Raw genomic sequence first — 17,886 nt, 5'->3', positions numbered from 1 at the left:
TCCTCGGGTCAGAGCGGCCGCGGGCGGCGAATCATGATGTTGAGTTCCGGGCCGGTCGCACCGAGCCGGACGGATCCGGTGCGCTCGTTGCCCAGCGCCTCGTAGTAGCCGACATTGGCGTCTTTGCAGATGCCGCAGATCGACGCACCTTGCCGGTCGGCCTTGTCGGTGAACGAGGCGTACAGCGCCCGGCCCACACCGCTGCGCTGCAGGCTCGGATCGGCGCCGAGGTAGACGTGGAAGAAGTGCGGTTCGGCCGGAGCGGCCCGATCCATGGCGGCATCGACCTCGATACCGCGCCGCACCGCAGACCCCATCGCGACGAGAAGCTCTGGGCCCGCGATTATTTCGCGCAGCCCACCCGGCCGATAGCCCTGCGGGTACCACAGCAGCACCCCGACAACCCGCCCGTCGAGCACCGCCACCTCAGCCCCACCCGCGGGCAGGAAACGGTGCCGGATCATGGCGCGCAACATGCGCGGGGCCCGCCGATACCGGACGGTCTCGTCTGGAAAGACGTACTCATCGATCGGATCGTCCTGGGCGAAGGCGGCGGCGAGCACGTCCACCATGGAGTCGATATCGGCCCGCGTCGCCGCACGGACGAGCGGACTCTGCGCTGAACTCAAAGCTGTTGCACCTCAGTAGATCTGCTGTGCCGGATCACGGAAATCGCTCGGGCAGATTGTCTTTCGTTAGGCTATCTCAGCAGATCGACCAGGCATAAAATTCAGAACGACTTGTCGGTTTTCGTCAGGTCGTCAGGCGTCAAGGGGCACTGACAGAGTGGCTCCGAAAGCGTCCGTGTCGCCGTCCGCGCGAACCCCTCGCTCGCGCGGACGGTCTCGGATCATCGGCCGGCGCGGGCTTCGGCCGGGCGGGGTGCGGCCGGGCGGCGGATGGCGATCAGCAGCTGGATCGATGCGGCCGTGGCGAGGATCCACGGGGCCGGTTCGAAGATGGCGGCGCACAGCAGAGTCCAAGCAATGAGGCCGACGGCCAGCAGGACGGGTGGCGTGATGCCGCGGCGGTCCATCCAGGTGATGAGGAAGCCGAGCAGCATCAGGGGGATTCCGAAACTACCGGGGCCCATCCAGAAGGCGCCGATCTCGGGTGGCAGCGCGGCGATATCGGCGTCGGGCGCCCAGAGCTCGAAGGAGAACCACTGCCCGAAATAGCGGTGGCCGAGCATTGTGGCGGCGAGTGCGTGCGCCGCACCGAGGGTGGCCAGCACCCTCCCGGCCCAAGTGATCATGGGCGTACTCCGTTCATGGGCAAGATACGAGACCCTTGCTATCGAAACTGACGGTTCCGTATGCTGCCATCGTGGCGAAGACAAAACAAGCCGGGGGACGCCCCCGCGAGCAGCGAGTGGATACCTCGATCGCCTCGGCGGTGCGGGAGGTGATCGGCGAGTCCGGGTACGGCGGGTTGACCGTCGACGCGGTGGCGGCCCGGGCCGGAGTGAGCAAGGCGGCCATCTACCGGCGCTTCTCCTCCAAGCAGGAGATGACCTTCGCCGTCCTGCTGCACGACCTGGGCGAGGAGTCCCCCGCCGACACCGGGTCCCTGCGGGGCGACCTGGTCGCGCTGTCCGAGCAGATCGCCGCACAGGTGGTCGGGTCGGGCGCCGATACGCTGTCGGGCCTGCTGGCCGACGTACGCGCCGACCCCGACCTGCGCACCCGTTTCGCCTCGACCTTCCTCGCGGTGGAGCGCGCGATCATCACCACCGTGGTCGACCGTGCGATCGAACGCGGCGAGGTGACGCACCGGCCGGACCCCGCCGTCCTGCAGGCCCTCATTCTCGGCCCGCTCTACGCGTGGCTGATCGTGCTCGACGAGGACTCCGCGCGGGTCCCGCCCCTCATCGAGCTGATCGCCACGATGATCGCCGACGCCCTCACTAAAGATCTACTGCCCTAGGCCAGCTGGACCACCAGCGCACACCCGGCGATCAGGGCAGCCAGCCCGGCTAGTCGACTGGTGCTCACCGGTATCGGCGAGGGCTTGTGCGACGAACTGCGCCACGGCAGCCGGCTCATCGAATCGGCCATCGCGCGCGCCCGCGCCGACGCGCACGGCATCGGCGACGTGCTCCGGATCGGCATCATGGGCGCGCTCGCCCATGCGATCGCGCCCGTCCTTCGCGCGTTCACCGACGCGTATCCGCAGGTGGATCTGATGGTCAGGGAGGCGCATTTCGCCGACCCGTTCGGCCCGTCGCCCGCGAATTCGGCTGAGTCCCTCAGCGCTGGCGCCAGCTCAGGGGGCCGGGGAGGTCGACGGCGTTCTTCTTGGTGCGCGAGTTCCAGGACCAGGGACCGATTTTGATGCCCCAGGACGACAGACCCGACTGGGTGAAATTGAACTTCAGGGGGCCGAAGGATTTGCGCTGGCGGAATCGGATGGGCATTGCTGGCCTTTCGGTTCGGCGCGTCGATCCGAATGGAGCTCGGCGGCAGCCGATTCCAGTGCATCGACGCTACCCGCCATGATAGTTCGAATATGGCGGGTGATGTGGTCGAGCGGCCAGTCCCACCAGCCGATATCCAGCAGACGTTCGACTTCGCCTGCGGGATAACGGGTTCGGATCAGCCGGGCGGGGTTGCCACCGACGATCCCGTAGTCGGGCACGTCGGCGGTGACCACGGCGCCGGTGCCGATGATCGCACCGTTGCCGACGCGGACGCCGGGCATCAAGGTCGCGCCGTTGCCGATCCACACATCGTTGCCGATCACCGTGTCGCCGCGGCTCGGCAGGTCCATGACCAGGTCGATATGGTCGGCCCACGAACCGCCGAGGACCGGGAACGGGTAGGTCGACGGGCCGTCCATACGGTGGTTGGCGCCGTTCATGATGAACCGGGCGCCCGTGGCGATGGCGCAGAACTTGCCGATGACCAGCTTCTCGGGGCCGTAGCTGTAGAGGACGTTGCGGGTTTCGAAGGTGGTGGGGTCGTCGGGATCGTCGTAGTAGGTGAAGTCGCCGACCTCGATCCAGGGCGAGGTCACGTGCGGTTTCAGCAGCATCACCCTGGTGCGGTCGGGAATGGGATGGGGTGTGGTCGGGTCGGGTGCGGGCACGGGGGCTCCTTCGGGATTCAGACGGTGGCGGTGGCGCCGAGGGCGAGGTGGGCGCCGCGCCAGCGTGAGCGCAGGCGGCGGTCGTGGCTGACGACCAGCAGTGCCCCGCGATAGGTGCTCAGGGCGGTTTCCAGGTCTTCGATCAGGGCAGGCGAGAGGTGGTTGGTCGGTTCGTCGAGGAGCAGGGCGTCGACGGGCTCGGTGACGAGGCGGGCGAGGGCCAGGCGTTGGCGTTGGCCGGTGGACAGGTCGGCCACGCGGGTGTCCAGTTGCGCGCGATCGAACAGTCCGAGGGCGAGTAGTTGCTCGGTGTGCTCATCGGGGTCACCCGCGCGACCGTGCGCGAAGGCGGCGGCCAGGGTTTGCGACGGGTCGGGGAACGAAGGTTCCTGGGCCAGGTGGCCGATGCGGCCGCGCCGAGCGACGGTGCCACCGTCCGGTGTGATCTCGCCGGTGAGAACCCCGATCAGCGTGGACTTTCCGGTGCCGTTGGGCCCGGTGACCAGCACCCGCTCCCCCGCCGCGATCGACAGACTCGTACGTGGCAGCCGACCCTCGACCGCCACGTCGACCGCTTCGAGCACCGGCCCCTGCACCCGCCGTGCCCGCAGCACCGGGGTGAACCGCAGCGGCTGCGGCGGCGCGGGAACCGGGTCGGCCAGCAGCCGCCGCAAACGTTCCTCCGCATTTCGGACACGACTGGCCAATGACTGCTGAACCCGCCCACCGGCTCGGTCGTAGGCCATCTTGTTGTTGTCCTTCATCGCCCGACCCGGTGCCACGGCGCGTGCGGTGGTCGCGGCGGTCTCGCGCAGGCGGGCGATATCGGCCTGCCACTGTTCGTGTGCCTGCTCCCAGCGTTGCCTGGCCGCCGCCTTCTCGGTGAGGTAGCCCGCGTAACCGTTGCCGTAGCGGACCACTTGTCTGCGGTCGGCATCGACCTCGAGCAGGTCGGTGGCGACGCGTTCGAGGAACCGCCGGTCGTGCGACACCGTGACGATGGTGCCGCGCCGGGTGCGCAGGTGGTCTTCGAGCCAGGTCATGGCGTCGTCGTCGAGGTGGTTGGTCGGCTCGTCGAGCAGCAGCACCTCGGTGCCCGCCGCCAGCACCGACGCCAACCGCAATCGGACCTGTTCGCCACCGGACAGGTCACCGACGCGTCGATCGCGGGTGACGAGCCCGAGTCCGAGACCGTGCAGGGCCCGTTCCACTGCGGCTTCGGCATCGTAACCGCCACGCAGCTCGAAAAGGGTTGTCAGCTCGGCATATTCGGCGAGCCCGGCACCATCGGCCATCGCGGCTTCCAGCGTCCGCAGGCGGTCCTCGATGGCGCGCAGGTCGGCCAGGGCGCGGTCGATGATCTGCTGCACGGTGAGGTGCGGTGGAAGTTCCTCGTCCTGGGCGAGGTAGCCGACGCCACCGTCGGCCTGGACCACCACCTCACCGGAATCGGGCAGGTCACGGCCGGCGAGCAGGCGGAGCAGGGTGGACTTGCCCGAACCGTTCTCGCCGATGATCCCGGTGCGCTCGCCGGTGGCGAACGCACACGTCACCTCATCGAGAACCCGGCGACCCAGGAACGATTTGCTGACCGCGCGTGCGGTGAGTTGAGTTGGCATACAAGCACTCCGAAGCATTCGAGGACGCGGACCGAGCGGACCGCAGGACGTGATGAACGCTTCGAAGGAGCATCGGCAACCTCACTAGTGCGACAACAATTGCATTAGTATGGTGCCACAGGATTTCCCACCGAGCAAGAAGAAGATTCATGAGCGAACCCACACCGCGCCCAGGTGGCCGCACCGCCCGCAACCGGGAGCAGGTCCTGGCCGCTGTCAGTGCCGAGCTGGCCGAGCACGGGTACGACGCGCTGACCATCGACTCGGTCGCCGAGCGCGCCGGTGTGCATCGGACAACGGTGTACCGGCGGTGGCGCAATGTGGGCGGGCTGCTCGCCGATGTCATCGCGGCGGCGGGTGATCTGGACTGGCAGCCGCGCGATACCGGTTCACTCGCCGGGGATCTGACGGCGCTGAACGAGGAGATCCAGGAGTCGTTGCTCGCGGAACCATCGATCGCGTCGGCGTTGATCGCGGTGTCGTTCCGGTCGAGCGAGGCGGCCGAGGGGCTCGCACGGATGTGGGAGGACCGCTACACGCAGTGCGAGATCGTCGTGGAGCGTGCCGTGGAGCGCGGTGAGATCCCCGCCGATACCGACGCCCGCGCCCTGCTCATCGCGGCGACGGCCCCGGTGTACCACTGCCTGATGCTGCTGCGCACCCCACCCGATCCGGGGCTGCCGGAGCGGGCGGCGACCAGCACCGCACTCGCCGCCCGCGCCGGCGCGTTCCGCGGGTGACAACCGCCGCACACCGCTCGACGGTCAATGTCGCGAACGGCGTTCTGTGCGTGACTTATTGCGCGCGTGGGCTTCTCGCAACAGTTCCCGCAGCACCTCGGCGGCATCCGGGCCGGGGTTGGTGATCGAAAGCCAGTGCGCCCGGCCGTACTGCGGGTGCGGGGCGAAGGTGTTGTCGGCGAGCGGGTTGTCGGCGTATTCGGCGAAGGTGTCCTCGGCGACCGCGATATTGACGCGGAAGGCACCGGGTCTGTCCAGGTCGGAAGCGGTGTCGTCGGGATAGTTCTTGGTGACGATCGTGGCGAAGGGCTGGCCACGGGGCACCACGCCGTCCGGGGCGTAGTAGTAGAAGATGTCGCCCCAGCTGATCTCGGGGAAGTCGCTGCCCTCGGTGGGCCGCAGGGCGAGCACACCGTCGAGTCCGCTCACGAAGTCGTCGATCTCGGTAATCTGCATGCTTCAAGCGTCACATTGAAGTGCTTGTGTGGACTTGCACGCGATATCGCCAGGAGAACCGTTGACAAAGCTCCATTCGGGCCGGATGCGCACGGTCGATGTGGCGCGGGCGGCCGGTTACTCGGTGCAGCAGGTGCGCGACCTCGAAAACGACGGTGTGCTGCCCGCCGCGCAACGGTCGCCGGGTGGCCACCGGAACTATCGAGATGTGCATGTCGCCGCCGCGCGGGCGTATCGCGCGCTGGCGGAAGGGACCGGCCCGGTGGCGGCGAAGGCGATCATGCGCGATGCCGTCGCCGGGGAAACCGAGCGGGCACTGGCCGGGCTCGACGCGGTTCACGCCGCCCTGCACACCGAACGCGGTGAGCTGGCGCTCGCGGTGCGGGCGGCGGCCGGTATCGGAGCCGAGCCCATCGCGGACGTGCGCGACTCCGACGCACTCGGGATCGCCGAACTCGCCGACGCGCTCGGCGTCCGCACTTCCACGTTGCGGCATTGGGACGCAATGGGATTGGTCGTCCCCTCGCGAGCGAGGAGGGCGCGCCGGTACACGCCCGAACAGGTGCGCGACGCCAGAATCGTGCACCAGTTGCGGCGCGCGGGTTACGGCATAACCACCCTGCGCACGGTGCTCACCCAGTTCCGGCGCAGCGGGCCGGGCGAACTACGCGACGCACTCGCCACCCGAGAGGCGGCACTCGCCCGTCGATCCCGGGCGCTGCTCGAGGCAGCGGCGGCCTTGGCGGAGGTCCTGCGCGATCACGCCCCGCGGGCTCGCGCGCTCTGCTGAGTGCCTGCCGCGATCAGTTCGAACAGGGCGGTGACGCTCTGGTCGCCGCGTCCCTCGGCGACCGCGCAGCGCAGCAGGTGGTGGATGGGTTCGTGCCAGCTCATGTCGATGCCGGTTTCGGCCGCCAGTTGGGTGTCGTCGGTGACCGCCGTGTGGAACAGGTCGATGGTCGCGCCGAGGCGCGTGTAGTCCTGGGTGTCGATCTCGGTGGCCAGGATCGGCAGCAGGGACTCGATCATCCGCAACCATTTCGCCGAGTACGGCACCATCGTCTCAGCGCGGATACCTCGGGCGGCCAGGATGGCGGCGCCCTCGAAGAAGCCGAGCAACGCGGGCAGAAGGGTTGCACCGACGGCGGATTCGTAGAGGGCGGCCAGGTCGGGATCGGGGCCGAGGAATTCGATGTCACCGCCGAGCACGCGCAAGGTCTCGACATGGGCATCGAAGACGGCGCGGTCGCCACCGAAATACAGCAGGGTGTCGAAGTTTCCGACGGCCGACGGCACGTTCTTGATCGCACCACCGAGGTAACGCGCGCCCACGCAATGTGCGAAGCGCGCGAATTGCCTTGCCTGTGCCGGTGTTCCGCTGTTCAGCGTGATGAGATCGCGGCCGGCGAGTTCAGCGGTGCCGTCCAGGCTGTCGCGGGTGGCGGCGAAGGTCGTCATGGTCGTCACGATCACCCGGCTCGCAGCGACGGCATCGGCGACGGCGGGATGTGCGATCGCACCCGCCGCCACCAGGGCCGTGGTGCGCTCGGGGCTGCGGTTCCAGACATGGGTGCGGTAGCCGGCGGCGAGAAAGGCCTGGGCGATCGCGGTGCCCATCGCGCCGGTGCCGAGCACGGTCACGTTGTTCATGGGTCCGAGTGTGGGCGCGATCCCGGCGGCGCAGAAGTACGCACTTTTCCCGTCCCTAGCTCACCCGCAGGTAATCGTCCAGGTCAGGACACCGGCGGGTGAACAATTGTGCGGGGCGTCATTGTTGTGAACCCTGCCAAGGCGGCAGGCGAGGATCCCCGGGTGTACAGCCGGTGGCCGTAAAGTTTCAGGTATGTCGGAGCCCGAGATGACCGAATTGGTACAGCGCATCGTCGAGGAGGCGCTACTGGGCGGTCCACGACGGTTCAACCGGACCCAGGTGGCCGAGCTCTCCGGCGTACCGGAGAGCGAATCCCGGCGGCTGTGGACAGCGCTCGGTTTCCCCGCAAATTCCGAGGAAGCAGTCGACTACGCCCAGATCGACATCGACTCGGTCAGCACCTTCCGCGGCATGAAAGTGGTTGCGGCGTCGAATCTCCGGCAGCAGGCGGCGGCGGCGCGCACCATCGGTCAGGGCCTGGCGCGGCTGGCCGAATGGCAGGCCGACCTGGTGCTCGCCGAGGTCAAGGTCCGCGCGGAGGCGGCCGATCCCGCACTGCCCATGACCGAGCGGATCAAGGCGGCCGCCGAGGACACCCTCGCCGAGGTCGAGCAGTTGCAGGCGTATGTGTGGCGCAGGCATCTGGTGGCCGCCATCGCCCGTTCCATCGACGACGCCGGGGACGGATCCACCCGCACCCTGGCCGTCGGATTCGCCGACATGGTCGGGTTCACCCGGCTCACCCGGCACCTGCATCCCGACGAATTGTCCACGCTGCTGGAGGCTTTCGAGTCGACCACCACCGCCGCGATCACCGACAACGGCGGCTGGGTGATCAAGAACGTGGGCGACGAGGTGATGTTCGCCGCCGAGAACGCGGTCGACGCGGCCCGGATCGCCCTGGCCGTCCAGGAGTCGACCATGCTCGTCGGCGGCACCCCTGAACTGCGCGTCGCCTTCGCCTACGGTGAGGTGCTGCAACGCTTCGGCGACCTGTACGGCTCGGTGGTCAATATCGCCGCCCGCCTCACCGGCGTCGCCCGCCCCGCCAACATCCTCATCGACGACGCGGCTGCCGAAGCCCTCGCCGACCACCCCGAATTCGCCATCCGCCACCTGCGCAGCGTCCGCGTCCGCGGCTTCAACCGCCTGCGCCCCCACCGCCTCCGCCGCGCGTGAGTTCGGCTCGGAGCACCGTGTCGAAGGGGTACGGGACACCGTTCTCTAGGGTGTTGTGGTGGAGATGGATTGGCTGAGTGTGCGCGAGGCGTACACGGTGTTCGCCGATGACGCGGTGGTGGCACTGAACAAGCCGTCGGGCATTTCGGTGACCGGGGAGCGGCACGACACCGATCTGGTCGAGATCGCGCAGGCGGCGGGGACGCAGGTGTACCCGGTGCACCGGATCGACAAGGTGACCTCCGGGCTGGTTCTGCTGGCGACCGATCTGGCGGCGCACGGACAGCTCACCCGCCAGTTCAACAAGCAGTCCGCGCGCAAGGCCTATCTGGCGGTCGTGTCCGGGGACGACCTGCCCGACCAGGGCGAACTCGACCTGCCGTTGAGCGTGGGACGCAAGAACCGGGTGCGGATCGCGGCGCCGCGCGAGGCGATCCGCCGCGAGGGCGAGCGCTGGTTCGTCGACGACGCCGACCTGCTGCCCGCTAAGAACTACCCCTCGCTCACCAGGTTCACCACCATCGCGCGCAAAGACGATCGCGCCCTGCTCGCCCTGCAACCGGTGACCGGGCGACGACATCAGATCCGCGTACAGCTCGCCTGGACCGGCCACCCGATCCTCGGCGACCCCCTGTTCGACCGCACCGCCGCCCTCCCCCGCACCCACCTGCACTCCTGGCGGCTGCGCCTGGACGCCGACTGGCTCACCCCACCGGTCCTCGACCTGCGCGCCACCCCGGGCCCCGACTTCTGGGCACCGTTCACCGCCGACCCCGACGAGGCAGCTCACCTACTCGCCGAAGCCGACCGCCGCTCGGCCTGCTGACCTACCCGACGATTTCCCAACTGCTGCTGCCGTCGTTGCGCGCGGTGACGACGATGGTCGCCGAATCACCCTCGGCCTCGACCGCCGTGCAGGTGAAGGTGCTGCCGACCTCGGCGATCTTCAGCCCCTGACCACAGTCGACGGTCACCGCGAAACCGAGCTGGTTCGACGCGTCGGTGCTGATGCCCGCGGCCGTGGTCGCGAGGTCGAACGCGATGTCGCGGGTGGTGAACTTCACCGCGCCTTCGTCGTCCTCGACCCGCACATCCACGCGCACGTCCTTGTCCTCGACCTTGGCCACACAGATGAAGGTGTCGCCTGTGGCCGGCTCGTCGGCCAGGCGCGGGCACTTCACGGATTCGACCTTCCGTGAGATCGGCGCATACGCCTTGTCGAGCTCGGTGGCGATCTCCTTCTCCAGCGCCTCGTAATCGGGACCGCCGATCGAGATGAAACCACTACATCCGGCCAGCGCGAGCGGGGAAACCAAGGCGCTCAACACGACCCGGAACACGGGGCGACGCGCTGTACGAGAGATCGACACGCCGGTGACGCTACACAGCGGCGAACCGGTCGGCCGGACGAGTAAACATCCGATCCCACTCAGCGGAATACACTTACTACAACAGGCTGATTCGCGCAGGAGAACGTGCGCTTCCGCACGGTGAAAACGCACACAGACCAGGCGATGGGTTTCGGTCCGTGGTGCGGCTCATGCAGACGAATAAGCGCAGGTCATCTAGCCTTGAAGGGTGCCGATGAGTCATCCCGGCGCACTCTGACGCAACGGAGCGATCCCAGAGAAGAAAGCGACTGCCGATGATCCTGGCGGCTCAGCTCAGCGACACCCATTTCGACCTCAGCGCACGCAATACCGAACGGGTCGAGGCGGTGATGGGTTATCTGGCGGACCTGCCGCGCAGGCCCGACGTCATCCTCGTCACCGGCGACATCACCGATTCCGGCAGACCCGAGCAGTACGCCGAGGCCCGCCTGGCCCTGACCGCCGACATCCCGGTCTACCTGCTCCCCGGCAACCACGACGACCGCGCGAACTTCCGCACCGGTCTGCTCGGCGAGCCCGCCTCCACGGCACCCATCAACAGCGCCAACCGCGTCGGCCCGCTGACGATCCTCATGCTCGATTCCAGCATCCCCGGCGAGCCGAGCGGTGAGCTGTCCGAGGACACGTACACGTGGCTGCGGGCCGCCCTGGCCGAGGCGCCTGCCGACGGCCCGATCCTCATCGCCCTGCACCACCCGCCGAACCACCTGTTCAGCCCGATCGTCGATGTGATCGCGCTGGCCGATCCCGGTCGTCTGGCCGCGATCGTCGCGGGCGACCAGCGCATCATCGGTGTGCTCACCGGCCACGCCCACTCCCCCATCGCCACCACCTTCGCGGGCAAGCCGATGATCACCTGCCCGAGCACCGCCTCGGTCCTCGGCGGCGAATGGGAGATCACCCCGCCGCATCGCGTGATGGACTACGCACCCGACCCGGCCATCGCGTTGCACGTCATCGACGAAAACCATGCTCTGACAACGCATTTCCGCACGGTGGCGATGGGCGGCTGGCTGGCCGAACCCCGGATCTGAGCCTGCGCGCCGTGCCCACCACCAGGTGGGGCCACGGAATCCTCACATAATCCACACGGCGCGCATATCCGGGTGGGGCAACCCCCTGGCAGACTGGACACGTGAATCACAAGCCCGCGGATCTTCCTCGCGGACCACTGCGTCCCATCGAGCTGGCCACCGGGGCGGTGATGGCGGGGCTCACCGTCGGCCTCATCACCGTGGGGTCGTTGGTGCCGATGGCGGCCGCGTTGCAGCTGGTCGCGGCCGTTCCGCTCGGGCTGCTTGCCCACCGCTACCGGCTGCGGGCGCTGGTCACCGCGACCGTCGCCGCCGGGCTGGTGACGTTCGTGGCGGCGGGGATCATGCCCGCGCTCGGGGTGCTCGGTGCCGCGACCATCGCCGGGATCGTCGGCATCGTCAAACGGCGAGGTGGCGGATTCGCCGCGGTGCTGGCGCTCGGGCTGGTCGCCGGCCTCGGCTGGGGGTTGTTCTCGGTGGCGAGCCTGCTGCTGTTCGCCCGCACCAGGCAGTTGTTCTTCGATGCCATCCGCAGCACCGCCGAGGGCATCAACAACCTCGCCGAACGACAGGCGCAGCTCGAACCGCTCGGCCGGATGGCGACCGAGGCCACCGATGCCGTGCTGCGCTGGTGGTGGCTCTACATCGGCGGCTCGGTCGCGCTCGGCGTGTTCGTGAGCACCGTCGTCTCCTGGTTCGTCCTCGGCTCGGTGCTCGACCGGCTGCGGTGGCTGCCGGGCAGCGACCGCCTCGACGCACCCGAGGACGACCGGCAGATCGCGCCGTTGCCCGTCTCCCTGCACGGCGTCGGTTTCCGGTATCCGGGAGCCACCACCGACGCGCTCGCAGATATCGACCTCACCATCCGGCCCGGCGAGTTCGTCGCCGTGGTCGGGCACAACGGGTCGGGCAAATCCACGCTCACCCGGGTGCTCGCGGGCAGACCACCGACCTCCGGCGCCGTCGACCGGCCGGGCTCGGCGGGCCTCGGCAAACTCGGCGGCACCGCGCTGGTGCTGCAACGTCCCGAGAGCCAGACCCTCGGCGTCTCCGTCGCCGACGACGTGGTGTGGGGCCTGCCGCCCGAACTCGCCGCCCAGGTCGACGTGGACGCGCTGCTCGCCGAGGTCGGCCTCGACGGCATGGGCCGCCGCGAAACCGCCACCCTCTCCGGTGGCCAGCAGCAGCGCCTCGCCGTCGCCGCGGCCCTGGCCCGGCGCCCGGCCCTGCTCATCGCCGACGAAGCCACCTCGATGATCGATCCGGACGGCCGCCGCGACCTGGTGGCCCTGCTGGCCCGGCTGCCCGAGCGGCACGGCACCGCCGTGGTGCTGGTGACCCACCACGAAGCCGACGCGAGCGCTGCGGGCCGGGTGATCCACCTGGCGCAGGGGCGCATGGTCGACCGGCTGGCGACCTGGCCGCAACCGGCCCGCGACCGGCGCCGGGCACCGATGGGTGAACCCATCCTCGAACTCACCGGCGTGCGCCACACCTACAACCGGGGCACACCGTGGGAGGCGCCGGCCCTGCACGGTGTCGACCTGTCGGTGCGCCGCGGCGAGGCACTGCTCGTGGTCGGCGGCAACGGGTCGGGCAAGTCGACGCTGGCCTGGATCATCGCCGGCCTGATCGCCCCGAGCGAGGGCAGCTGCGAACTGCGCGGCACCCCGGTCGACAAGCAGATCGGACGCGTCACCCTGGCGTTCCAGCATTCCCGCCTGCAACTGCAGAAGCAGACGGTCGGCGAGGAGATCGCCGACTGGGGCGGCAAGGCCACCGGTTCCGGCGCGGTGGGCCGCGCGCTCGACGCGGTCGGCCTCGACCGGGCCTTCGCGGCCCGCTCGGTCGACGAACTCAGCGGCGGTCAGGCCAAACGGGTGGTGCTCGCGGCGATGGTCGCCAGCCATCCCCAGGTCGTCGTCCTGGACGAACCGCTGGCCGGACTCGATCCACAAGGCCGCGCCGAAGTGGTGGAACTGCTTGCCCGCCTGCGCGATTCGGGGCTCACCTTGATCGTCATCTCACACGATGTGGCCGATGTGTCGGTGGTCTGCGATCGCACCGTCCACCTGGATTCCGGGGTGATCGTCGAAACCGCGCGACAGACCGTCGGCGCCGTCGCCGCGCACACCGAACCGCTGTGGCGACTGGACAATTCACGCAACGAACCGGGGAACGGAGTGGCCCGATGAGCACCGTTTTGTTGCGCGAGGTACCCGTGGACAGCGTGGTGCACCGCCTGTGGGCGGGCACCAAGATGATCGCGGCGTTCACCATCAGCCTGCTGCTCATGTTCTGGCCCGCGTGGCCGGTGCTCGGCGTGATCATCGCGTTCCTGATCGCGATCGCCGTGCTGGCCAGGATTCCGCTCGGCGCGCTGCCGCGCCTGCCGCTGTGGTTCTGGGGACTGATCGTTTTCGGCGCGCTGGTCAACATCCCCAACGGAACGCGCGGCGTGCTGGTCTACGCACAGGTAGTCGTGTTCGGCCTGGTGCTGGTCGCGGCCTCGCTGCTGATCGCGTTCACCACCCCGATGGGCGAGGTGGCCCCGGCGCTGGCCAAGCTCGGTGCGCCGCTGCGCAAGCTGCGGCTGCCGGTCGACGAGTGGGCGGTGGTCGTCGCGCTCACCCTGCGCGGGCTGCCGCTGCTGCTCGACGAGATCCGGGTGCTGCGCGCGGCCCGCAAGCTGCGCCCGAAGGAGAGCCTGCTGCACCGCGCCTCCGACGCGAACCCGCTCATCGACATTCTCACCGCGTGCATGGCGGTGTCGTCACGGCGGGCGGGCGAGCTGGCCGAGGCCATCACCGCCCGCGGCGGCACGGGCATGCTCACGGCCCATCCCAGCGCCCCGACCAGGCGCGATGCCGTTGCCCTTGTGATCGTCTTCGCGGTCTGCGCGGGTGCGCTCGGGCTCAACGCCGCACTGTGAAAGAGCATGGCTCGCCATAGCGTATATCTATGAGGAATTTCATGTTTAAAATCTGAATTCCCCTGTGAGACACCAGCGAGACGACTAGCGTTCAACCGACAACCGAGCTGGACCGCTTTCACGTGCCGACGCTCGCTTCTCGGGGGAAGCAACGAACGCGGCGCCTTCGTTTGGGCACGTCTCCTGATGAAAACCAGATGGGAATGTTCACATGATCATCCGTAAGATCGCCGCGGTCGCCATTCCGGTGCTCGCGGCAGCACTCGTCGGCACCGGCGTGGCGAACGCCGAACCGGTGCCGCCGAGCGTCGAGTACCGCACCGAACTCATCGGCAACACTGTTGTCACCACCCTCACGCACGGCACCTTCGCCCTCACCGACGGCGCCGTCCAGGTCCGCGACGAAGCGGGCGCCACCCTGCTGTCGCTGCCGCTTTCGGTGCGCGACGGGGCCCTCGAGTACCCGCTGCCGCACGCGGTCAGCGACGAGGGCCGCAAGCTCGAACTGACCGCTGTGAAGGACGTGGCCACCGCGCGCCCCAACCTCACCCCGGTCGCCTCGCCCTCGGAAAACTATGCGGCACAGGCTAATTTCGCCTCCACCTTCGGCCTGGCCACCGCCATCGGCAGCTTCGTCGGCATGGCCATCGGCGCGGTGATCGGACTCGTCGTCGGCGCGGCCGCAGGCGGCGTCGGCGCACTGCCCGGCCTCATCACCGGTGCGTCCGTCGGTGCGATCATCGGCACCATCGTCGCCGGTGGGCCGACCCTGATCGTCGCGGGCATCGACCTGATCAACACCTTGACCGCTCCCCCGGGCACCACCCGCTGGGCGCAGACGGGGTAGTCCCCGAAGACAACGCGCTGGTAGCAAACTCTCAGCGCGTTGGTCCGGCGGGCCGGTGGCGGCCGGCCCGCCGTCGGCCTCAGGCCTTGTCGCGCAGCGCGTTCTTCGCCGCTTCCTGAGCCGAATCCACCTGACCGGCGAACTTGCCGCCGGTCTTGTTGTCCACCACGTCACCGGCCTTCTCGATGACGTTGTCGACCTTGTCGGCGTGCTGGGAGGCAAGGCCCATCGCCTTGTCCGCCAGGTTCTTGAAATCCACCGCGTACTCCTCGCTGATTCGAACCGGGTACAACGCGATCACCCTAGCAACAGCCCAGCTTTCGCGCGCGAGCATCATCGTGGCGAACTTGTCACACCGTCCCAGATCGGATGCCACAGGCGTCCGGTATCGGTCCACGCCTGGAACCGCACGATTCCGGTGACGCTCGGCGTGACCCACTCGGCGTCCTTGATCTCCTCCGCTGTCATCTCGTTGGTGAACGGTGAGGTCTTGCGGCGCAGGCGTTGGAGCTGCTCGGCGATGCGGCGCTGCTGTTCGGAGTCGAACCCGGTGCCGACGCGGCCGACGTAGACGAAGTCGTCGTCGTGCGGAATGCCGACGAGCAGGGACTTGAACGGGCGGGCCGCGCTCGACCGCCACCCACCGATCACCACCTCCCTGGATCGCCAGTTCCGCTGTTTGATCCAGGTCTGGCTGCGTTTGCCCGGTTGATACACCGAGTCGACGCGCTTGGCGACCACGCCCTCCTGCCCCTGTTCACGGCTCTGCTCCATCGCCTCGGCCCCGGAACCGCCGAGTCGTTCGGACACCCGCATCGAGGGCGCCAGTTGTCCCAATGCTTCGAGTACCACTCGGCGGTCGCCGTATTTCTTGCGTAGCAGCGAGGTGCCGTCGAGATAGAGGACATCGAAGGCGACAAAGATCGCGCGCGCCGAATCCGCCTGTAGCGCAGAGATATCCGAGATCCCGTTGTCGTCGAATACGACCGCCTCCCCGTCGAGCACCACGCGGTGCCCGGCCAGTTCGGCGGCCAGCGCGGCCAGGCGCGGATACCGGGCCGTGACGGTGTTGCCCCGGCGGCTGCGCACGGTGACAGTTCCGTCGTCGATCTCGACGATCACCCGGAACCCGTCCCACTTGGTCTCGAACTCCCACTCCGGAGGCTGCAACGACGCCACGTCACCGGCGGTCGCGAGCATCGGCGACAAACCGTGCGGGAACGAGCGGGAACCGCTGTCGGGCAGCGCTTCTCGTGTTCCCTGGTCGCGCATGTAGTGCATCAGCCACTGGTCGCCCTTGGTCTGGATGAAGGCGTAGCGACCGCGCACCTTCTTGCCGTCGAACTCGACGATCACCTCGTCGTCGCGCCACTTCTCGGTGCGGTAGGTGCCCGAATCCCAGATCGTCATCTCCCCGGCGCCGTACTCGCCCTTGGGGATGGTGCCGTGGAAGTCGAGGTATTCGAGCGGATGGTCCTCGGTGCGCACGGCCAGGCGATTGTGTTTCGGCTCGGTCGGTGGACCCTTCGGGACGGCCCAGGAGGCGAGGACGCCGTCGCGTTCGAGGCGCACATCCCAGTGCAGGCGGCGGGCGTGGTGTTCCTGGATCACGAACCGGTCGTCGGAACCACGCTCGGGGGCGGTGGCTGGGACCGGTTCCGGCGTGCGCCCCGGGTCGCGCATGCTGCGGTACTTGGTGAGCGAGTCGGGACGGGCGGGCAGTGGTGGGTCGAGGTCGGCCAGCAGGTCGCCGTCGGCTTTCCAGCGGGCGAGCACTTCGTCGAAACGCAACTGTCGCAACGACTTCGCGTCCTCGATCTCGGCCCAGTCGCGCGGGGCGGCGGCATTGGGCTCGGTGCGCCCGCGCAGTGAATAGGGCGCGATGGTGGTCTTGGCGGCGTTGTTCTGGCTCCAGTCGAGGAACACCTTGCCACCCCGCGCCGACTTCGCCATCGTCGCGGTGACGAGGTCGGGGTGTAGCTTCTCCAGATTCGTCGCCACCTGCTTGGCGACAGTCGACGCGCCACGCGAACTCACCGGCCGGTCCAGCGGCACGTAGAGGTGAATTCCTTTGCTGCCGCTGGTCACCGGGAAGGCGCGCATGCTGATCTCGCCGACCATGTCCCGCACGGCCAGCGCCACCGTGGCGCATTCGACCAGACCCGCACCGGGCCCGGGATCGAGGTCGAACACGATGCGGGTGGCCGGGCCGCGCTCGCCCGCCTCGAAACGCCATTGCGGCACATGGATTTCCAGCGCCGCCTGCTGCCCGAGCCAGGCCATCGCCGCCTCGGAATCGATGAGCGGGTACACCACCCGGCGGCTGGAATGCTCGAGCGCGGCGCGGTGCAACCACGCGGGCGCGTGCTCGGGCAGGTTCTTCTCGAAGAAATCGGGGTGATCCACCCCGTTGGGCCACCGCTTCCTGGTTACCGCACGACCGGCGATATGCGGCGCGATGGCCTCGGTGATCGCCGAATAGTAGGCGATCACTTCACCTTTGGTCGTTCCGGTGGCGGGGTACAACACCTTGTCGAGGTTGCTGAGCTCGACCTCGACATCCGGTTCACCCGGCGCACCACGGAACTCGCGGCGGACCATCGACGTGGCCCGGCGGCGGGGGCCGCGTCGTCGCGGCCCCCGCGCACCGGATCAGGCCTTCGGCCCCGGATCGGTCGGGGTGGTGCCGCCGGTGGCAGGTCCCGAGCCCGGCTGCTGCGGGGGCACGGCCTTCTTGGCGGCTTCCTTGCCCTTCTCGATCTTGTCGCTGTACTTGCCCTTGGTCTTGTCGTCGATGAAGGTGCCTGCCTTGTCGACGGCATCGTTGATCTTGTCCGCGTTCTGCGCGGCGGCCTCCTTGCCCTTACCGAGCAAGCCCTTCAAGGTGTCCACGAGACTCATCTGCCGATGTTCCTTTCCCAGTTTCGCGCGATCGCCCATCGCTGCACTA

At 68.5% G+C, this 17,886-nt stretch carries 21 protein-coding genes; 9 read left to right on the top strand and 12 right to left on the bottom strand.

The annotated features are described in order from the left end of the window. Positions 1–8: 8 nt before the first annotated feature. Positions 9–629: a GNAT family N-acetyltransferase gene (locus tag AB0F86_RS24355; protein WP_356985972.1), complete on the bottom strand. Its 621-nt coding sequence runs from the start codon at positions 627–629 to the stop codon at positions 9–11. Between the two features lie 221 nt (positions 630–850). Further along, positions 851–1,255 (bottom strand): DUF6463 family protein, encoded by a 405-nt coding sequence (locus AB0F86_RS24350; protein WP_225281807.1) that lies wholly within the window; start codon positions 1,253–1,255, stop codon positions 851–853. Positions 1,256–1,326: 71 nt separating this feature from the next. On the opposite strand from AB0F86_RS24350, the gene AB0F86_RS24345 reads away from it, so the two are divergent. Then, a complete protein-coding gene (locus tag AB0F86_RS24345; protein WP_356985973.1) occupies positions 1,327–1,926 on the top strand; it encodes a TetR/AcrR family transcriptional regulator in 600 nt (199 codons plus the stop codon). Here the strand turns inward: AB0F86_RS24345 and AB0F86_RS24340 are convergent. The 4 genes from AB0F86_RS24340 to abc-f form a co-directional block, all read right to left on the bottom strand. Continuing rightward, entirely contained in the window at positions 1,923–2,114 is a 192-nt protein-coding gene (locus AB0F86_RS24340; RefSeq protein ID WP_356985974.1) for a hypothetical protein, read from the bottom strand. The genes AB0F86_RS24345 and AB0F86_RS24340 overlap by 4 nt on opposite strands. A gap of 134 nt (positions 2,115–2,248) precedes the next feature. Next, complete coding sequence (locus tag AB0F86_RS24335; RefSeq protein ID WP_225281805.1) at positions 2,249–2,416, bottom strand: DUF4236 domain-containing protein; 168 nt, start codon at positions 2,414–2,416, stop codon at positions 2,249–2,251. Then, positions 2,374–3,087 (bottom strand): CatB-related O-acetyltransferase, encoded by a 714-nt coding sequence (locus tag AB0F86_RS24330; protein ID WP_225281804.1) that lies wholly within the window; start codon positions 3,085–3,087, stop codon positions 2,374–2,376. The genes AB0F86_RS24335 and AB0F86_RS24330 overlap by 43 nt, the downstream gene beginning before the upstream one ends. A gap of 17 nt (positions 3,088–3,104) precedes the next feature. Further along, the gene (gene abc-f, locus AB0F86_RS24325) at positions 3,105–4,706 is read right to left on the bottom strand and encodes a ribosomal protection-like ABC-F family protein (RefSeq protein ID WP_356985975.1); all 1,602 of its coding nucleotides are present in this window, start codon (positions 4,704–4,706) and stop codon (positions 3,105–3,107) included. A gap of 149 nt (positions 4,707–4,855) precedes the next feature. On the opposite strand from abc-f, the gene AB0F86_RS24320 reads away from it, so the two are divergent. After that, complete coding sequence (locus AB0F86_RS24320) at positions 4,856–5,446, top strand: TetR/AcrR family transcriptional regulator (protein WP_356985976.1); 591 nt, start codon at positions 4,856–4,858, stop codon at positions 5,444–5,446. A gap of 24 nt (positions 5,447–5,470) precedes the next feature. Here the strand turns inward: AB0F86_RS24320 and AB0F86_RS24315 are convergent, their stop codons facing one another. Further along, positions 5,471–5,902 carry a DUF6194 family protein gene (locus tag AB0F86_RS24315; RefSeq protein ID WP_356985977.1) on the bottom strand — a complete coding sequence of 144 codons (432 nt, stop codon included), beginning with the start codon at positions 5,900–5,902 and terminating at the stop codon, positions 5,471–5,473. Positions 5,903–5,963: 61 nt separating this feature from the next. Between AB0F86_RS24315 and AB0F86_RS24310 the strand changes: the two genes are divergently transcribed. Next, positions 5,964–6,692, top strand: a complete 729-nt coding sequence (locus AB0F86_RS24310) for a MerR family transcriptional regulator (protein ID WP_356985978.1) — start codon at positions 5,964–5,966, stop codon at positions 6,690–6,692. Here the strand turns inward: AB0F86_RS24310 and AB0F86_RS24305 are convergent. Next, positions 6,662–7,552 (bottom strand): NAD(P)-binding domain-containing protein, encoded by an 891-nt coding sequence (locus AB0F86_RS24305; RefSeq protein ID WP_356985979.1) that lies wholly within the window; start codon positions 7,550–7,552, stop codon positions 6,662–6,664. The genes AB0F86_RS24310 and AB0F86_RS24305 overlap by 31 nt on opposite strands. Positions 7,553–7,745: 193 nt before the next feature. Between AB0F86_RS24305 and AB0F86_RS24300 the strand changes: the two genes are divergently transcribed. Then, the gene (locus AB0F86_RS24300) at positions 7,746–8,732 is read left to right on the top strand and encodes an adenylate/guanylate cyclase domain-containing protein (protein WP_356985980.1); all 987 of its coding nucleotides are present in this window, start codon (positions 7,746–7,748) and stop codon (positions 8,730–8,732) included. Positions 8,733–8,796: 64 nt separating this feature from the next. Further along, positions 8,797–9,558 (top strand): RNA pseudouridine synthase, encoded by a 762-nt coding sequence (locus AB0F86_RS24295; protein WP_356986028.1) that lies wholly within the window; start codon positions 8,797–8,799, stop codon positions 9,556–9,558. A 1-nt stretch (position 9,559) separates the two neighbouring features. On the opposite strand, the gene AB0F86_RS24290 is transcribed toward AB0F86_RS24295, so the two are convergent. Continuing rightward, entirely contained in the window at positions 9,560–10,102 is a 543-nt protein-coding gene (locus AB0F86_RS24290) for a DUF4333 domain-containing protein (RefSeq protein ID WP_356985981.1), read from the bottom strand. A gap of 275 nt (positions 10,103–10,377) precedes the next feature. On the opposite strand from AB0F86_RS24290, the gene AB0F86_RS24285 reads away from it, so the two are divergent. The 4 genes from AB0F86_RS24285 to AB0F86_RS24270 all read left to right on the top strand — a co-directional run bounded on the left by AB0F86_RS24285 (position 10,378) and on the right by AB0F86_RS24270 (position 14,936). Beyond that, positions 10,378–11,157, top strand: coding sequence for a metallophosphoesterase (locus AB0F86_RS24285; protein ID WP_225281796.1), 780 nt, complete (start codon positions 10,378–10,380; stop codon positions 11,155–11,157). Positions 11,158–11,258: 101 nt separating this feature from the next. Then, entirely contained in the window at positions 11,259–13,352 is a 2,094-nt protein-coding gene (locus tag AB0F86_RS24280; protein WP_356985982.1) for an ATP-binding cassette domain-containing protein, read from the top strand. Continuing rightward, the gene (locus tag AB0F86_RS24275) at positions 13,349–14,089 is read left to right on the top strand and encodes an energy-coupling factor transporter transmembrane protein EcfT (protein ID WP_356985983.1); all 741 of its coding nucleotides are present in this window, start codon (positions 13,349–13,351) and stop codon (positions 14,087–14,089) included. Before AB0F86_RS24280 ends, AB0F86_RS24275 begins: the two co-directional genes overlap by 4 nt. A gap of 211 nt (positions 14,090–14,300) precedes the next feature. Continuing rightward, a complete protein-coding gene (locus AB0F86_RS24270) occupies positions 14,301–14,936 on the top strand; it encodes an ammonium transporter (protein ID WP_356985984.1) in 636 nt (211 codons plus the stop codon). Between the two features lie 79 nt (positions 14,937–15,015). On the opposite strand, the gene AB0F86_RS24265 is transcribed toward AB0F86_RS24270, so the two are convergent. The 3 genes from AB0F86_RS24265 to AB0F86_RS24255 all read right to left on the bottom strand — a co-directional run bounded on the left by AB0F86_RS24265 (position 15,016) and on the right by AB0F86_RS24255 (position 17,837). After that, positions 15,016–15,195 carry an antitoxin gene (locus AB0F86_RS24265; RefSeq protein WP_356985985.1) on the bottom strand — a complete coding sequence of 60 codons (180 nt, stop codon included), beginning with the start codon at positions 15,193–15,195 and terminating at the stop codon, positions 15,016–15,018. A gap of 74 nt (positions 15,196–15,269) precedes the next feature. Then, positions 15,270–17,537 carry an ATP-dependent DNA ligase gene (locus tag AB0F86_RS24260; protein WP_356985986.1) on the bottom strand — a complete coding sequence of 756 codons (2,268 nt, stop codon included), beginning with the start codon at positions 17,535–17,537 and terminating at the stop codon, positions 15,270–15,272. 51 nt (positions 17,538–17,588) lie between these two features. After that, on the bottom strand, positions 17,589–17,837 hold the full coding sequence (locus AB0F86_RS24255) for an antitoxin (RefSeq protein WP_067492586.1): 249 nt from the start codon (positions 17,835–17,837) through the stop codon (positions 17,589–17,591). Between the last annotated feature and the right edge of the window lie 49 nt (positions 17,838–17,886).

It is taken from the genome of Nocardia sp. NPDC023733 (assembly GCF_040639775.1).
GTDB lineage: Bacteria > Actinomycetota > Actinomycetes > Mycobacteriales > Mycobacteriaceae > Nocardia > Nocardia rosealba.
Note: the sequence above shows the minus strand (reverse complement) of the source record. Positions and strands in the feature narration are given on the sequence as shown.